Here is a 14703-nt window from a genome sequence, read left to right on the forward strand (position 1 = left end):
TCAACGAAGGGGCGTAGGGATGCTGTCCACGCCCTGAGTAGAGAAAAGCGCATAGTGCATCAGCAAAGGTGAAATCAATCTTTTCTTCGATCGCGCTCCAAAACGGGTGCCGGGGTAACCTCGAATAGACCATATGATCTGCAATGCTTAGTTGGTCAAAGGTTTTGTAACGGACACTCGTTTTCATTGAGCTTCACTCCTAAGTTGGTGATTTTTCTCTATTATAGCGAATGAGACTCTTGCTTGCAGTTATTCACATTAAATCGACAGTCACGATATGGCCGTTAAAATTTCAAAACACCGATTTTAGCTCAAATAGCAGCTGTGGTGGCCGTTAGAATCTGTAAGTTCCCTCTTTCCTCATTTCGCCCCCTTCCCCCCATCCCGTCCATACGACCGTTCAATAAAAAAAAGGCCAATCAAGCGCGATTTCGCGCCCGAATGACCTTTTCATTCGGTGTTATGGATTATTGGACCACAATCCTGCATGCTTCAAGACGACGCGCGGGTGCAGCTTCAATTGCGCCACAACCAGGTCAGCCAGATCCTCAGCCTGCATCACCTTGTCGGGATTACCATCGGTCAGCTTCAGATCAAGTGCCATATCCGTAGCGACCGTACTCGGGGTCAAGGTAGATACCCGGATATTCTTCTTGCGGACCTCCAGCATCAAGGACTCGCTCAAACCAATGACCGCGGCTTTGGAAGCGGTATACGCACTAGTCAATGGCGCTCCCTTCTGTCCTGCTGTCGACGCAATGTTGATAATATCACCGGTATTACGTTCCATCATCTCTGGCAGCACTGCCCGAGTGGTGTAATAGACGCCTTTTACATTCACATCGATAATATTCGTCCACTCTTCTGGTGTCAGATCCATGAATCCGCCGAACTTGGCAATGCCCGCATTATTGACGAGAATGTCAATCGCACCGAGCTCACCCCGGATGCTCTCTGCTGCTGCTGTGATCGATTGGAGGTCTGCCACATCCGCTGTCGCGACGGCAGTTTTTACATTATATTGTTTCAGCTCTTCCGCTACCGATTGCAGATGCTCCAGTGTACGGCCTACCAGCCCGACATGCACACCTTCTTGGGCAAGGGCAATAGCGATGGCACGGCCGATCCCTCTGCCTGCTCCTGTGATAAACGCAACTTTTCCTGTAATGGATTGCATACGTCATTCGCTCCTTTCGAAGAACAAGATCCACTCCATTTTACCGTTCTCCGTTGCGAAAGGAAAGTGCGTCCCGTTGTCCCCTGCCAGCCATCATTCATCTTAGTAAATTGTGGGTACCATGCCCCCATCCATCCGGATCGGTGAGCCTTTGAATGCCGAGGCATAGGGACTGCAGAGAAAGGCGGCCAAGCGTCCAATTTCTAATGGTCTGATGAAGCGCTGAATTTCGGATTGCGGCAGGTTTTTGCTCATAAAATCCTTCTCTTTGTCCTTAAAGGTCATGTCAGTCTGTGAATAGATACCGTCGATGATCTGCTGCACATTCTCGGACAAGGTTGGTCCCGGCATGATGGTGTTCACGGTAACCTCCGAACCCTTCGTTAACTTCGACAAGCTCTTGGCCAAAGAGAGCAGCATCGATTTCGTCACAGCATAATGCGGCATCTGACCGGATGGCATGACGGCCTCCTCACTGGCAATAAAGAGGATTCGTCCATCATTGTTGCTGAGCATGGAGGGCAGATAGAACTGAGTCAGGCGATTGGCAGCGAGTACATTGGTACGAATGTAATGCTCCCATATGTCATCGCTTAGATCATCATAAGCTCTGATCTCATAGATCCCCATGCTATTGATCAACAGGTCGACTTGAGGAAATTTCGCCAAAAGCGCCTCTCTTTGCTGATTATCCACGAGATCTGCAGCTGCATTCTGAGGCCGGGTGTCGGGAAACTCCGCCTGGATCTCCATCACGGTAATCTCGACCGCTTCCCTGCTCCTGCCATTGATTAAGACATGAACGCCTTCCCTCGCGAGCTCGATCGCTATCGCTTTACCAATCCCTTTCGTCGAACCGGTTACAAGGGCGGTCTTGCCCTTTAATCCCATATCCATTGTCCTTATCCCACTCCCTACTTCTAGTATAGGAATAAGGATAGCTTGTTCTGACTACTCAGTAACTAGCGGGGAGCGCCAATGATCTTGCGAGGCGCGCCAATTGGCGGGCGTGTCCCCTTCCCACGAGCGAAAGGCGCGATAGAATGAATTCTGATCTTCATAGCCTACAAGGAAGGCAATTTCTTTGATCTCCAGCGACGGATCTGCTAAGTAGTGTAAGGCTTGTTCATGTCTGGTTTGCGTGATCAACTCTGTGAACCTTATCCCTGCTTCCGCCAAACGTCGCTGCAAGGTACGATCGCTCATTCCCAGTTCACTGGCAATGGTTTGAATATCATATTGGCCACGGGATAGGTTACGGGAAAGAATATATTTTACGTTCTCCGTGATGCTGCGTGCCTTCGGCAGTTCGTGGAGGGAACGATCCAGAGCAGGCGTAAGAATCGCTAGCATTTCTTCGTTATAGGTAATAAACGGCCGATCCAAGTCCCTCCGATGCAGGATGATCCGGTTGCCAGACGCGCCGGTATGCACAGAGCAGCCGAAATAAGCTTGCAGCACGTCCTTGTTGCCCATTTCGTCCATGATTTCTACTGCATGAGCCACAAGCTGGGTTCCCGTTCCCCGGCGGCCCAGCTCGAGCAGATTAGCCAGAGTCACGCCTACCAGGATTGGTGGTCCAGGCTCCCCCGGGTTCTGCCAGGCCAGGTCGATGACAGCATAGGCTCCTTCTTCGTGCAGACGTAAGTATTCCGGCGGACACATCTGCTTATACCGTGTCATACGCAGGAGAGCCTCCCGAAAATCCGGGGCGTGAAAGGTCGCTAATACCGCAGGTGGATAGTGGGCCGTGTCAAAAGCGGTCGCCAGCTCGATCAATCCTGTTGCAGCATCGCCGGCAAGCTCAGCGTAGCTCTGCCAAATCGCATAGTATTGGGCTGTAGTGACAATCGGTTCCTCAAGGATGGCCATCGGGAGATTAGCATGGACCACGACCTCTTCGGGGGAATGGTCTAACGAGCGCAGACTGGACCAGAACCCGGGTGCAAGCTTGACTCGATCGGATGCTGAAGCATTCATGATGATTAACCCTCCCGGACATTCAAACAAGTAATTGGCCCACGGGGACCGTGGACCATTACATTATAGCCTAACCTTCAAGTAAGGTCATTTGTTCTTGCATATATCTGGCCCCTTGCGCTGCGTTCTTCGGACTCACGGCCTCAATTCGCATCATTTCGTCTTGCGTAAGGATAATATCCGCGGCAGCGGTGTTCTCCTCCAGATATTTGATTCGCTTCGTGCCTGGGATAGGCAACGCCCCGTTTGCGATCGTCCAGGCAATGGCTAGTTGTGAGGGAGAACAATTCTTTTCGTTAGCAATCTCTTTAATCTTGTTGACGATTTGGATATTTTTGTCGAAATTCTCTCCCTGGAAACGAGGCATCCACCTGCGAAGATCATCTGCAGCCAAATCTTCAAATGAGCTTAGCTCACCAGAGATAAACCCTCGGCTGAGCGGGCTATAGGCTACATGGGTAATCCCCAGTTCTCTTAAAGTCGGGAGTATCTCTTCTTCGATGTCCCGACTCCAGAGGGAATATTCGCTCTCTAGCGCTGAGACGGGATGCACGGCATGAGCCCGGCGAATGGTGGAAGCCGAAGCTTCCGACAGTCCGATTGCTCGAACCTTCCCTGCCTTGACGAGATCTGACATTGCCCCTACTGTCTCTTCAATCGGCACTTGCGGATCTACCCGATGCTGGTAGTATAAATCGATATAATCCGTATTTAATCGACGCAGGCTATCTTCTATTGCCTTCCTTACGTAATCTGGGTGGCCGCTGATGCCTTCGTAATTAGGGGTGTAAGAAAATTTGGTCGCAATGATCGCTTGCTCTCGTCGACCCTGAAGCGCTTTTCCGAGCAACTCTTCATTATGCCCGTTCCCATATACGTCTGCTGTATCAAATAAGGTGACGCCTAGCTCCAACGCACGATGGATGGTCTGAATCGACTGCTCGTCATTCGTTTCCCCGTATATCCCTGGAGACATGCCCATAATACCAAGTCCGATGGAAGACAAGCTAATCTTGCTATTCCCCAACGTAATATTTTTCATTTCATTATCCCTCATTTTTGTTTAATTGGTTGTGCTGATCTTCCATTTGATGGAGAAGACTGCTTTCGGAAGGTAGCCTCCCTTTTTCGATTTCCTCATAGATGGCCAATTTGTTATTTACACCATCAAGAGCTTCAGCCAGCTCATTTTGACGGCGGTACAATTCCTCTTTGTACTGGTTTAGGATCGCTTTTCTCTGCGGTATCGTAGCATCGCCGTCTAACGCCAGGTTAACCATTTGCTTCATGACTGAGATTTTCATTCCGGTGGCCCGGAAGCAGGTCATTAACCGAATCCAGTCGAGATGATCTTGTTCAAACAAACGATTGCCATGTTGATCCCTTTTGATATAAGGGAGCAATCCCTCCTTTTCATAAAACCGGATGGTGTGAGCCGGGCAACCTAGCCGCTCTGAGGCTTCTTTTATCGTAAATGACATCGGGAATGGCTCCTTTACAACTCATTTTTAAGTAAGACGGCTGGTTGTTGAATAGCCTAAACCTTAAAGTGTACTTTAAGGCAAGAATTATTTTGTGCGCATCACAAAAGAGTGCCTCATGGGCGTAACGGTGTAGCAGGTTCCGTTTCACACATGAGGCACTAGAGGGTAAGGATTACTTTACACGAAAGCGCCGGTCTGCAAATTTTGTGACAAGGGGTCCTGTCATAAACACGTAGGTCAGGGTCAAGACAACCACGATAACAGCTAGAACCCATAGATTCGGACGGATCAGCATCGTTGCGACAAAGGCGCCGGAGAACACGCTATTGATCAGAAAGAAAAATGGATTCTTCGTATTCAGTTCAGTTGTATAGGGCTGCAGCACATAATAGAGCAGCAGATGATGTACTGAGAAGAACACAGCGAGCGACAGAGTCAGCAGCCAGAGCGGCAGTAGAAATCCGGGGATTTCTCCTCCAGACACAATCAGAACAGACACAGTTAATACCGCTGCCAGACTCGTTCCGATTAGAACATTCATCCGCAGCAGTTGTCCCAGCCGCAGGCGGAAATGCTGCACGGCATCCTTCCGATAGAAACGATAGCGCATGAGCGGCATATCGCAATGATAGAACCAGGTCTTGCACAGATGATCACCCATTGCAAAATACAGCATAGCGAGGATGACGAAAGGAACAAATTCTCCGAGCCATGCAACCTCCAGTGTATTGGACATGGTCAGGGCGACGGCCGCAAGCACAACGCCGAGTACACCGATGATGGACAGCCGCTTGCGGAGTGGTGCACGGATCAGGCTCCGATGACGTGTCATAAAAATCTGATGCGTATAGGCATAGCCCTTTTTCCTGGTAGCCTCATCTGTATCGCTTGGCTCAAACGTCCGGTTTTCCGAATAGTCCTTGTCGCTGGCCTGCACACTTTTTTGCTGAGCATCAGCGATTAGCTGCTGCATATTCAACAACGGATCATCGCGGTTTGTCGATTCTCGTAAGGCAGCTGTATAATCTGTCTTGCGAAGCAGCAAATAACCGGTAACTAATCCGAACACCAGGAGAAGTGCCAACATGAATGGCTGTCCGAGGATTGCATCACCGAATGCCGGTATGACATCAAGTGGCGTCAACGGCAGATAGGCCAGCGCAGCTGCAAGCAACGTGATGAGCATAACCGTCCCCGTTTTCTTGACCAACACAATCCCGCTCCATCGGTACAACGCCAGGTGCAGCCATTCCGTTCCCACTCGCCATAGGGTCACAGCCCCCACCAGCAGAACAGCTTGCAGTAAGGTGATACCCAGACCGCTACCAATCACGAGCATGGCAATCAATTGATACAAGAAGAACGTCGCATAGCGGTATAAGATCGTTGCCCGCATATACCGAGTCGGCGCAATTCGCATCAGCCGGACGGCGATGTATTTTATCTTGGTCGGCTCTAGTACCTTCGCACTCGATACGCCTGCTAATAGAACACTCAGACAGAAATACATATGCACAAATAAAGCACGACGCGCATCATCTGCCCATTCCCCTGCCCACACTTGCAAGGGTAGAGCTATCATCACGCCTAGGTATAAAAAGCTGCTCGCCAGGCCAGCCATGATCATTAAGACGACCGCTGCAATGCCTGCCACTCGTTTGGCGCCAACAGCGGCATAAGCCCGCTCATTGACCAATCGATTAAGCAGAGGCAGACGCTGTGCATAATAGATCAAGCGGTTAGCCCATGTTGTTGCCTGCAAGCGCCACATGGTGGTGATCGTGCTCCACACCTCAGTCATTCGATGGCTCCGTTCCGTCACGCAACAGCTCGATCACTTGCTGCTCGACATCAGGCCGACTCAGCAGCTCGGTGGATACCCGCGATAACTTTCCGTTATGGAGAATAACCAGTTCATCGCATAAATCTGCAGCTAATTGCAAAATATGCGTGGAGAAGATCAGCACATGATCCCCTTTCATCTCTCGCAGCAATTGCTTCATCTCCAAGGCAACAATGACATCAAACGACGTCAGCGGCTCATCCAGCAAAATAATGGGAGGCTTCATGAGCAGAAAGAGCAGCATTTGAATCTTATTCTTCATGCCGTGTGAATAATGCTTGATCAGGTTGTGTCGGTCATCCTTAGCGATTCGCATCATATCGAATAATCCATCGATATCGTCGCCGCGCCCAGCAATGGCTGCTTCATTAACATCGATATAAAAACGTATGAATTCGTAACCGGTTAGGAATTCCGGCAAGATCGGCAGGGAATATACATACCCGACATCACCATCCTGCACATCGCGAACCGAAGATCCATCTTCCAACTGTATCTTACCGCCGTCTGTGTCCGTCTCCCCGCCAAGACAATTAAATAAGGTCGTCTTGCCAGCCCCGTTTCGGCCCAGCAACCCATAGATTTTCCCCTGTTCAAAACGAAAATCTGCACCAGCCAGCACCTGTTTTTGACCAAAGCTTTTTCTAAGGTCCTCCAGAACAAGTGCCTTCTTCCCTGTTGTCATGCTGTTATCCTGTGGTTCTATCGTGCGTCACACTCCCTAACTTATTGTTTGTGTCCAATATTGTCCATTATAGCATAATCCTATAGCCCTTTAGAAAGGTTCATCTTACCGGGAATGTATCCGAGTTGTCTACCAATTTTCGAGATTTGACCTCTATGATGGAATTCGTGTGTAATGCAGTGCGTAAATAACCATAATTGGGTGGCCTCCGCACTACTACTCATCCACGGTTCTTGAACGGCAGGTTTCCATTTGTCCTTAAAATCTCGCAGGAATTCGTAGACCAAGGCATCTGTTCTCTTAAAAACCTCTCGCATCTTCTCTACACTGTCAATAGACTGGGGTTTTAGTCGGGGTGTCGATAGCCCAAGCCCACGTTTCCCCATCCAGACAAGATAACAATCCGCCACATGAGCATGTAGACTGCGAATCGAACTGTCGCCTAGAGGATCTATTGCTTTTATGTAATCTGCAGCGGTCATGCCTTCACAAAAACGGAATAAGGACTCACGGGTACGCTGGATCATTTCATACTGGCTTTGAAGAACATTCATTGCAGTTAACTCCTTTACGACGTGATATAGACTATAGATGTCTATGATAACTACAATTATGATGTACGTCAATATTAGACTTGATCCTTTTGACCTCATGCTGTATATTATTTTTACATTGACATTTCTGCAGGTCTAAAAAGGAGGCGCCATGTCCCCACGTACGAAAGAACAGAATGAAGCCATCCGTGAAATGCGTATGAATCAAATTATGAACGCGGCGGCGGCGGTCTATCTGGAGCAAGGCATTCAGCTGGAAATCCGCGATGTGGCTGTCCGCGCAGAGCTCGGGTACGGAACCGTATACCATTATTACAAAAACAAGCACATGCTGTTGGAAGATATGCTGTGGGATGCGCTCGATCGAACAGAGTTGGCTATACGTCCCGCTTTGACAGAGCATGACAATGGTGTGCTACAAGCCGAAGTGTTTTCTAATCTCCTCTTGCGCACCTGCATGGAAGACTCTTCCGTGTTTATTTTACTTAAATCAGTGGCAGATAATTTTCATCACTTTCCAGGGAACCGGTTCAGTAAGCTATTTGCCGAATTTCAGGCCCGCATTTATTTACCGTTTGTGAATATGATTCGTGAAGGGACGGCCTCCGACACACCGGAGAAGATGGCTAACCTGATCTTCGGCTCACTTGTTGGTTACGCTACCTTAAACATTCACCACCATATGCGGGAAGAGATGGGTGTTCAAGACATCATAGATTTGATTTTTTCGGGTATACCCGCTAAGGAGAGATGAACAGGATGATTATCCTGAAATCCAGAACAGAAATTGATGAGATGAGAAAAGCTGGGCAAATCGTTGCTGCGTTTCACAAAGCGATCGCGGGCATGATTCGGCCGGGTATAACAACCCTTGAGATTGAGAAATTTGCTGTGCGTTTTCTGAAAGAGAACGGCGCCAAAGCGCACACGATTGGCTACAATGGCTATCCGTATGCAACATGCGCATCGGTCAATGACGTCATTGCACATGGGTTTCCGAGCGACAAGCCACTCCAGGAAGGTGATATCGTCACCATCGATATCGTCGCAGAGGCCGATGGCTGGATTGGCGATTCGGCTTGGTGTTATGCAGTTGGCCAGGTGTCAGATGAAGCACGCCGACTGATGCAGGTCACCAAGGAATGCCTGGATATTGGGATTCAGCACGCGGTTGTCGGAAACCGGATCGGCGATGTCATGCATGTCGTTCAGACCCACGCAGAGCAACATGGCTTCTCAGTCGTGCGTGATCTGCTAGGTCATGGCGTAGGACGGGAAATGCATGAGGAGCCCAACTATCCGCATGTCGGCAAACCGGGCAAAGGGCCGCGCCTGAAGGAAGGCATGGTGCTAACCATTGAACCAATGATTAATGCAGGCCAGTACCATATGAAAATGGATGCTGACGGCTGGACGGCCAGAACCGTTGACGGCTCGCTGTCCGCTCAATACGAGCATACACTCGCCATTACGGCGGACGGCCCAATTGTATTGACTGCGCAATAGGTAAGGTGTTAAAAAAACCAGAAACTCCGTACATCGGAAGTTCTGGTTTTTAGAGCTAAGTGACGATATATTCGCAGCCAGAGGAATTGCTATGGTTTTCAAATAATAGGTCGCTTTTTTTCCGCTAAACCATCCATATCGCCTATGCAATCAAGAATAGGGCTTCTATTTTACGTTATTCGCTAGAAATGCAAAGGTAACCAATGGTTAGTAAGCCGATAACGGAACAAATGCTCCACAAAACCGGCAGAACCGCCCGTTATACAACGAATAACGGAACATATGCACCATAACCACCTATCTACGATCCGCCATGCTCGCCTATTCGCTCATCCTCGCCGGGACTTCGCTAGCAGACTTGGGATTCGATTCCCCGTCCACCCTAAACAAACTACGTGTACTGATAGCCGAAGAGGCACGGAATCAAATCAGGTCAACGCTTTCTGGAAGAAAGCGACTTCGAAAGCATACGCTGCGTAGCGTTCGCCTTTGTCCCCGGATTTCTACCGCTTAATCGGTTAAAAATCAAGAAATCTGGGGACAACAGCGATCGGAAGATCAATCCGTGACCGTAGGATTCTATTTTTCAATCTTATTAGTTAAAGCTCGACTCTTAACGTACCCAATGCCTTGGCAATCGCCGGGTCATGATAGGACAAGAACACACTTTCCTTCGTATCGAGGGCGGTGATTTGCGCCACATCCTCTGCGCTCAGCTCGAAATCGAAAATATCAATGTTCTCAACGATTCGTTCCTTGCGCACAGATTTCGGGATGACGACAACGTCCCGCTGAACCAACCAGCGCAGCACAACCTGGGCGATCGACTTGTTATATTTCTCCCCAATGGACCCTAACACTTCGTTAGTAAAGAGGTTATTCCGTCCTTCGGCGAGCGGCCCCCAAGACTGATGCTGAACTCCCTGATCTTTCATGAACGCGGCACTCTCGAATTGCTGATAGAACGGATGTGTTTCGATCTGGTTGACCGCTGGCACGATGTCGTTATGGACGATGAGATCCATTAGACGGTCCGGATGAAAATTACTTACCCCGATGGCCTTGATTTTGCCCTCCCGGTACAGCTCCTCCATGGCCCGCCATGCACCGTAGTAGTCACCGAATGGCTGATGAATCAGATATAGATCGAGGTACTCGAGCTGCAGCTTTTTCAACGATTTGGCGACTGCCAGCTTGGCAGCTTCATAACCCGCATCTTGAATCCAGAGCTTGGTTGTAATGAATACGTCCTCCCGAGGAATACCACTGCGCTTAATCGCACGTCCCACCGCTTCCTCATTCAGGTATCCCGCCGCGGTATCGATCAATCGATAGCCAGCCATTAACGCTTCGTATACGGCATTTTCGCATTCGTCCGCATCGGGAATTTGATAGACACCAAAGCCGATAATCGGCATTCTCACTCCATTGTTTAAGGTCACAGTTTGCATTGTCATTCCTCCTAGTTTACTTGTTGTACAGCAAACGTCCATGCCTCTAAGAATTTCTCTCCATGGCGAGGATTCCGAAGTGGGCCGATTTGCGATACACTTAGTCTACTCCCTTCGTGTAACACGAAGGCAAGCCGACTTTTTATTTTTTTTCTAAAAGGGGAATGACATATGCATACGGTCAAAGAAGCCGCCCAGCTGACGGGCCTCACGGAGCACGCAGTACGCTTTTATACGGACAAAGGATTGGTACCAAGTGTGCAGCGCAATGAGCATAATATCCGGCTGTTTGATACAGAGTCCATCAATTGGCTGCACGGCGTCAGATGCCTCAAGCAGTCAGGCATGCCGCTCGAAGTGATCAAAACCTACGTTGATTTGTGTATGGAAGGAGACTCAACTGTTCCAGAACGAAGCAAAATCATGATGGAGCAAAAAGAAGCGGCGCTTGCTCAGCTCGAAGAAGCCAAACAACACGTCGCTCACTTGGAAGAAAAAACGGCATTATATCAGGCCATTCTCGAAAATCGCTCACTGGACACGACCAATCCTGCGAAATGGGAAGAACTCCGGCATTATCATGCAGATGTGTTCTACTCCCCCTCTGAGAAAACGCCTGACAAATCAAAAACCCACGCCTAGGCGTGGGTACACGGGGAGAACTGTAAATAGGTTTAAATGACGCCAAACAATCGAAGAAACCAGTCATAGATCCTCACAATTGTGGAGAAGACAGTATCCATGAAACGTTCTAATCCGTCTGATGCAAATGAATTTGTGGATGCCAATATCACAATAATCAGGGCCACCACTACGCCCAGTCCTATGTATCGATTCTTTTTTCGCAAGACCATACCTCCAGCCTTAGTGTCTCAGAAGTCACCCGCGGGTCGTTCAGCCCATTTAAGGTGATGGTATCATGGCCTCATCGTTAAGTCTTGCTATAATTTCAAGAACGGTTTCTTCGGGGGACAGCTCTGTTGAGTCCAGCCACATCCCTATTCTTGCCGTTTCCTGCTGCAGAACATGATCTAACCCCTCGACCGTCCAGATCCCATAGCCTGTTTTGGGACGTGCAGCTTCTCTGGCCGCAACGGCTGCTGTGCTTGGGCTGAGGACAACGAGGTATAAGGGGCGGTGATTGAGCAAGGCAATAAATTCGGTCAGCATTGGACCGACGATAACATCCTGAACGACCACGTTAAACCCGGCCCGATGGTACATCTCCGCTGCTTGAACAGTGAGCTGGTAACGCAGACGCAGCTGATCTAGCTCATCCTCACTAGCATCGGGATGCACCTCTTGCCGGTTATTGACGATCATTTTTCGGAAGATATCTCCCCGTAAATGGACGGAAGGATTCAACTGTTCGGCTAACAGCTGGGCTACGGTCGATTTACCACTGGCCATAATGCCCGTAATTACAATAATACTAGGTTCTTTTAAAATCATGGCATGACCACCCTCCCCTTGCTCGGATTTACTTTAACCCTTCAAATGCGTAGAAAGCCATTGTCTTGTTATCCTCTGAACTCAATTTTAATTGCTCGAAAAGTGACGGCATCAGCGTTCTTGCGGTGTCCGCATTCGCCCATATTGCTTCAAGAATTTCTTGGTCAGGATCAGCGATTTCTAAGTCTCCACTAATGACTCTGGCATAGAAGGTGACAATTAACGCGTGGTGTTCTGACTTCCTGAAGAACATTTCCCGTACGGAGTTCAAGCCAGTAATAGCGATGCTGTATCCCGTCTCTTCTTGTACTTCACGGATAACCGCTTGTTCCAACGTTTCTCCTTCTTCGACAGCCCCACCGGGAGGCCCCCAATAAAAGGAATCACCGTTTTTATTTTTTACGAGCAATAGATTATCTTGATCATCATAGACTAAGGCTGAAGCCACATCTACTCTTCTCACCTTAAGCCCTCCTGTTATCCAACTCATCCAAATGTGACACATTGTTAAGGAAATGCACGAGCTGTGTATTTTCACTGATTTCAATGAGATGGAGCGCAGTATCTCCATTTTTGAACCAAAACTCTTGATTGACAGGCATTTTGAAAAATGAACGAAGGATATTATTGATTACACCGCCATGTGCGACAATTGCGATTCTGTTATCGTTGGATGAGGTTATGATCCTTGAAAAAACACTCTCGATTCTCATGCGGAATTCAATCGCAGATTCCCCTTGTTCAACTTGTTCGTGGAGAAACTTGGGAATTGGAGGTTTATTGGTGGCTTCGTATGATAAACCAGCGAGCCTACCATTGTTGTATTCCATTAGATCGTCTTCATATTGAACCGAGCAGCCTATAGCGGCAGCAAGCGTTGAAGCCGTCTCACTTGCTCTTTTCAGAGGGCTTGCCCAAATAGAGTCAGGTGGAAATTCCGATTTCACGCGTTCGGCCATCAGCTTCGCTTGTTGCCGACCTCGATCAGTTAGCGGGAAATCTGCTCTCCCCTCATGAACCTTCAATAGATCCGCTTCCGACTCTCCATGACGAATGAGTAAAATTTGCATCGTCGCACTCCTTTCACGTTTAACCTCTTCACATAACCATTTCGTCATGGTGGATAGAGATTCCTCGTTAGGTTGCTGAGCAAGAAAAAAACCACGCTAGGCGTGGTTCGGATTAAACGGTGAATAGCTCCCAAACTCCCACCGCAACGGGAAGCCTCCGGCAACTCGTCTTATATGATTCACATGGAAGGTGAGCCATTTCTCGGTCCCTTGCCATTGTATGGTTGTGTGACCATTCATCTGTGTAAAGTCTCCTGTCTCAAAATCAAGAAACAAAAGCCCTGTTTGTGAATGCAGCTTGATATTCCCCAATGTGTTGAACATCGCATTGCCTGGATAATCTGGGATGACCAACGTGTGCTCATCTATTTGCTGAACGAATCCTGGTGGCCCGCCGCGGTGGCTCATATCGGTCCCCCGTTCCTCGTGATATGTCGCAATGAACAGCGTATCGCATCGCTGAAGCTTCGCTTGGAGCTCCTGATCTATCTCTGTAGAGTGAGTAGTAACCAATGAGCGCTTCTCCATGAAGCCGAGAAAGGTCCGGGCTTGAATATATTTCGGACAATTCGAGTAGACCTCACGGGTGGTCACGTGGAATCCATCCATGTGAACTTGAGAAATGACTCCGTTGACACGCATACGTTTTCTTGTGGCGAATTCAATGGCCAGTATGCCGATTGGTTGACCGTTCCGGATAGCCTTCATTACAGGATCGGACGGGTGAGGCAGCGTCGACACGAATAAGGTTTGCGCATCCAACGCTTTTACAAACCCTGGTTTCCCATACATGACAGTGGACCAGACCAAACCTTCTTCATCTACGACGCCCAAGAGAACCATGATCTGTTGTTCCATGAACCTGGCAGCAACATCGGGCATGTCTTCTCGAATGATTTTACTTACACGTTTGGCTTCTTCCCGCACATTCGCTTGGACTTGCACCTCAATTTCTCCAGTGTGATAATCCATCATCAAAAGAACCCACAGGCTGGGCCTTCTTCGGTATGCGCCTCATGTGATGCTATGTCTGCAGGCGTGTAAATTTCCAATCGAATGCCATCCGGATCCAGGAAAAACAGTCCTCCCGATTGCGCTCCCTCCTCGTGCGCGGTAATACCTGGATAAATCAGGCTTACACCAAGCGCTTTAATCTTCTCCTCCATGCGTTGAACAGCTTCACTTGAATCAACTTCAAAAGCCAGATGATGCAAGCCGGCATGAGATGTTGAAAAAGTGGTGTCGCTTTGTTCCCATAAGGTAACCGTAACCGCTCCGTTATGTCCCAGGAAAGCAAATTTCTTGCCCTTCTCGAAGGATTCACGAACCACCTCGAGTCCGAAAATCTCCTTATAAAAAGCTAAAGACCTCTCCAGATTGCTTACATTTAGTCCCACATGTCCTGTTTTCATGTTTAGATCCTCCAATTTGTGTGATTCATTTACAAACGAAAAACTAACCATTTGAATGATGTTTATATGGTTAGTATGATAATGTCTTT

At 48.6% G+C, this 14703-nt stretch carries 17 protein-coding genes and 1 pseudogene; 3 read left to right on the top strand and 15 right to left on the bottom strand.

Annotation, left to right across the window (positions count from 1 at the left end):
- The 9 genes and pseudogenes from F556_RS38510 to F556_RS0100045 form a co-directional block, all read right to left on the bottom strand.
- Nucleotides 1–187 (bottom strand): annotated as a pseudogene (locus F556_RS38510) (transposase); the annotation flags it as partial.
- 273 nt (nt 188–460) lie between these two features.
- On the bottom strand, nt 461–1177 hold the full coding sequence (locus F556_RS0100010) for a 3-ketoacyl-ACP reductase (RefSeq protein WP_020614814.1): 717 nt from the start codon (nt 1175–1177) through the stop codon (nt 461–463).
- 102 nt (nt 1178–1279) lie between these two features.
- Nucleotides 1280–2074 (bottom strand): SDR family NAD(P)-dependent oxidoreductase, encoded by a 795-nt coding sequence (locus tag F556_RS0100015; RefSeq protein WP_020614815.1) that lies wholly within the window; start codon nt 2072–2074, stop codon nt 1280–1282.
- Nucleotides 2075–2128: 54 nt separating this feature from the next.
- Entirely contained in the window at nt 2129–3157 is a 1029-nt protein-coding gene (locus tag F556_RS0100020; protein WP_020614816.1) for an AraC family transcriptional regulator, read from the bottom strand.
- A gap of 70 nt (nt 3158–3227) precedes the next feature.
- On the bottom strand, nt 3228–4199 hold the full coding sequence (locus tag F556_RS0100025; protein WP_020614817.1) for an aldo/keto reductase: 972 nt from the start codon (nt 4197–4199) through the stop codon (nt 3228–3230).
- Between the two features lie 4 nt (nt 4200–4203).
- Nucleotides 4204–4638 carry a MerR family transcriptional regulator gene (locus tag F556_RS0100030; RefSeq protein WP_020614818.1) on the bottom strand — a complete coding sequence of 145 codons (435 nt, stop codon included), beginning with the start codon at nt 4636–4638 and terminating at the stop codon, nt 4204–4206.
- Nucleotides 4639–4813: 175 nt separating this feature from the next.
- A complete protein-coding gene (locus F556_RS0100035; RefSeq protein ID WP_020614819.1) occupies nt 4814–6442 on the bottom strand; it encodes a hypothetical protein in 1629 nt (542 codons plus the stop codon).
- A complete protein-coding gene (locus F556_RS0100040; protein ID WP_020614820.1) occupies nt 6435–7169 on the bottom strand; it encodes an ABC transporter ATP-binding protein in 735 nt (244 codons plus the stop codon). The genes F556_RS0100035 and F556_RS0100040 overlap by 8 nt, the downstream gene beginning before the upstream one ends.
- Nucleotides 7170–7249: 80 nt before the next feature.
- Nucleotides 7250–7723: a DinB family protein gene (locus F556_RS0100045; protein ID WP_020614821.1), complete on the bottom strand. Its 474-nt coding sequence runs from the start codon at nt 7721–7723 to the stop codon at nt 7250–7252.
- Between the two features lie 151 nt (nt 7724–7874).
- Here F556_RS0100045 and F556_RS0100050 point away from each other — a divergent pair, with 151 nt between their 5' ends.
- Both F556_RS0100050 and map read left to right on the top strand, forming a co-directional pair.
- On the top strand, nt 7875–8477 hold the full coding sequence (locus F556_RS0100050; protein WP_020614822.1) for a TetR family transcriptional regulator: 603 nt from the start codon (nt 7875–7877) through the stop codon (nt 8475–8477).
- 5 nt (nt 8478–8482) lie between these two features.
- Nucleotides 8483–9229, top strand: coding sequence for a type I methionyl aminopeptidase (gene map / locus F556_RS0100055; RefSeq protein ID WP_020614823.1), 747 nt, complete (start codon nt 8483–8485; stop codon nt 9227–9229).
- Nucleotides 9230–9828: 599 nt separating this feature from the next.
- On the opposite strand, the gene F556_RS0100060 is transcribed toward map, so the two are convergent.
- The gene (locus F556_RS0100060; RefSeq protein WP_020614824.1) at nt 9829–10680 is read right to left on the bottom strand and encodes an aldo/keto reductase; all 852 of its coding nucleotides are present in this window, start codon (nt 10678–10680) and stop codon (nt 9829–9831) included.
- Nucleotides 10681–10851: 171 nt separating this feature from the next.
- Here F556_RS0100060 and F556_RS0100065 point away from each other — a divergent pair, with 171 nt between their 5' ends.
- The gene (locus F556_RS0100065; protein ID WP_020614825.1) at nt 10852–11322 is read left to right on the top strand and encodes a MerR family transcriptional regulator; all 471 of its coding nucleotides are present in this window, start codon (nt 10852–10854) and stop codon (nt 11320–11322) included.
- A gap of 261 nt (nt 11323–11583) precedes the next feature.
- Here the strand turns inward: F556_RS0100065 and F556_RS0100075 are convergent, their stop codons facing one another.
- The 5 genes from F556_RS0100075 to F556_RS0100095 form a co-directional block, all read right to left on the bottom strand.
- Nucleotides 11584–12132, bottom strand: coding sequence for a P-loop nucleotide/nucleoside kinase family protein (locus F556_RS0100075; protein WP_020614827.1), 549 nt, complete (start codon nt 12130–12132; stop codon nt 11584–11586).
- A gap of 28 nt (nt 12133–12160) precedes the next feature.
- Nucleotides 12161–12595: an NUDIX hydrolase gene (locus tag F556_RS0100080; RefSeq protein ID WP_020614828.1), complete on the bottom strand. Its 435-nt coding sequence runs from the start codon at nt 12593–12595 to the stop codon at nt 12161–12163.
- A 1-nt stretch (nt 12596) separates the two neighbouring features.
- Nucleotides 12597–13202 carry a histidine phosphatase family protein gene (locus F556_RS0100085; RefSeq protein ID WP_020614829.1) on the bottom strand — a complete coding sequence of 202 codons (606 nt, stop codon included), beginning with the start codon at nt 13200–13202 and terminating at the stop codon, nt 12597–12599.
- A gap of 96 nt (nt 13203–13298) precedes the next feature.
- On the bottom strand, nt 13299–14177 hold the full coding sequence (locus tag F556_RS0100090; RefSeq protein WP_020614830.1) for a pyridoxamine 5'-phosphate oxidase family protein: 879 nt from the start codon (nt 14175–14177) through the stop codon (nt 13299–13301).
- Nucleotides 14177–14614 (bottom strand): VOC family protein, encoded by a 438-nt coding sequence (locus F556_RS0100095; protein ID WP_020614831.1) that lies wholly within the window; start codon nt 14612–14614, stop codon nt 14177–14179. Before F556_RS0100095 ends, F556_RS0100090 begins: the two co-directional genes overlap by 1 nt.
- Between the last annotated feature and the right edge of the window lie 89 nt (nt 14615–14703).

The sequence above is a fragment of the Paenibacillus daejeonensis DSM 15491 genome (assembly GCF_000378385.1).
GTDB lineage: Bacteria > Bacillota > Bacilli > Paenibacillales > Paenibacillaceae > Paenibacillus_D > Paenibacillus_D daejeonensis.

Bases quoted from the DNA above. Each gene is read 5' to 3' on its own strand.
- F556_RS0100010 (WP_020614814.1), bottom strand. From the start codon at position 1,177: ATGCAATCCATTACAGGAAAAGTTGCGTTTATCACAGGAGCAGGCAGA.
- F556_RS0100015 (WP_020614815.1), bottom strand. From the start codon at position 2,074: ATGGATATGGGATTAAAGGGCAAGACCGCCCTTGTAACCGGTTCGACG.
- F556_RS0100020 (WP_020614816.1), bottom strand. From the start codon at position 3,157: ATGAATGCTTCAGCATCCGATCGAGTCAAGCTTGCACCCGGGTTCTGG.
- F556_RS0100025 (WP_020614817.1), bottom strand. From the start codon at position 4,199: ATGAAAAATATTACGTTGGGGAATAGCAAGATTAGCTTGTCTTCCATC.
- F556_RS0100030 (WP_020614818.1), bottom strand. From the start codon at position 4,638: ATGTCATTTACGATAAAAGAAGCCTCAGAGCGGCTAGGTTGCCCGGCT.
- F556_RS0100035 (WP_020614819.1), bottom strand. From the start codon at position 6,442: ATGACTGAGGTGTGGAGCACGATCACCACCATGTGGCGCTTGCAGGCA.
- F556_RS0100040 (WP_020614820.1), bottom strand. From the start codon at position 7,169: ATGACAACAGGGAAGAAGGCACTTGTTCTGGAGGACCTTAGAAAAAGC.
- F556_RS0100045 (WP_020614821.1), bottom strand. From the start codon at position 7,723: ATGAATGTTCTTCAAAGCCAGTATGAAATGATCCAGCGTACCCGTGAG.
- F556_RS0100050 (WP_020614822.1), top strand. From the start codon at position 7,875: ATGTCCCCACGTACGAAAGAACAGAATGAAGCCATCCGTGAAATGCGT.
- map (WP_020614823.1), top strand. From the start codon at position 8,483: ATGATTATCCTGAAATCCAGAACAGAAATTGATGAGATGAGAAAAGCT.
- F556_RS0100060 (WP_020614824.1), bottom strand. From the start codon at position 10,680: ATGCAAACTGTGACCTTAAACAATGGAGTGAGAATGCCGATTATCGGC.
- F556_RS0100065 (WP_020614825.1), top strand. From the start codon at position 10,852: ATGCATACGGTCAAAGAAGCCGCCCAGCTGACGGGCCTCACGGAGCAC.
- F556_RS0100075 (WP_020614827.1), bottom strand. From the start codon at position 12,132: ATGATTTTAAAAGAACCTAGTATTATTGTAATTACGGGCATTATGGCC.
- F556_RS0100085 (WP_020614829.1), bottom strand. From the start codon at position 13,202: ATGCAAATTTTACTCATTCGTCATGGAGAGTCGGAAGCGGATCTATTG.
- F556_RS0100090 (WP_020614830.1), bottom strand. From the start codon at position 14,177: ATGATGGATTATCACACTGGAGAAATTGAGGTGCAAGTCCAAGCGAAT.
- F556_RS0100095 (WP_020614831.1), bottom strand. From the start codon at position 14,614: ATGAAAACAGGACATGTGGGACTAAATGTAAGCAATCTGGAGAGGTCT.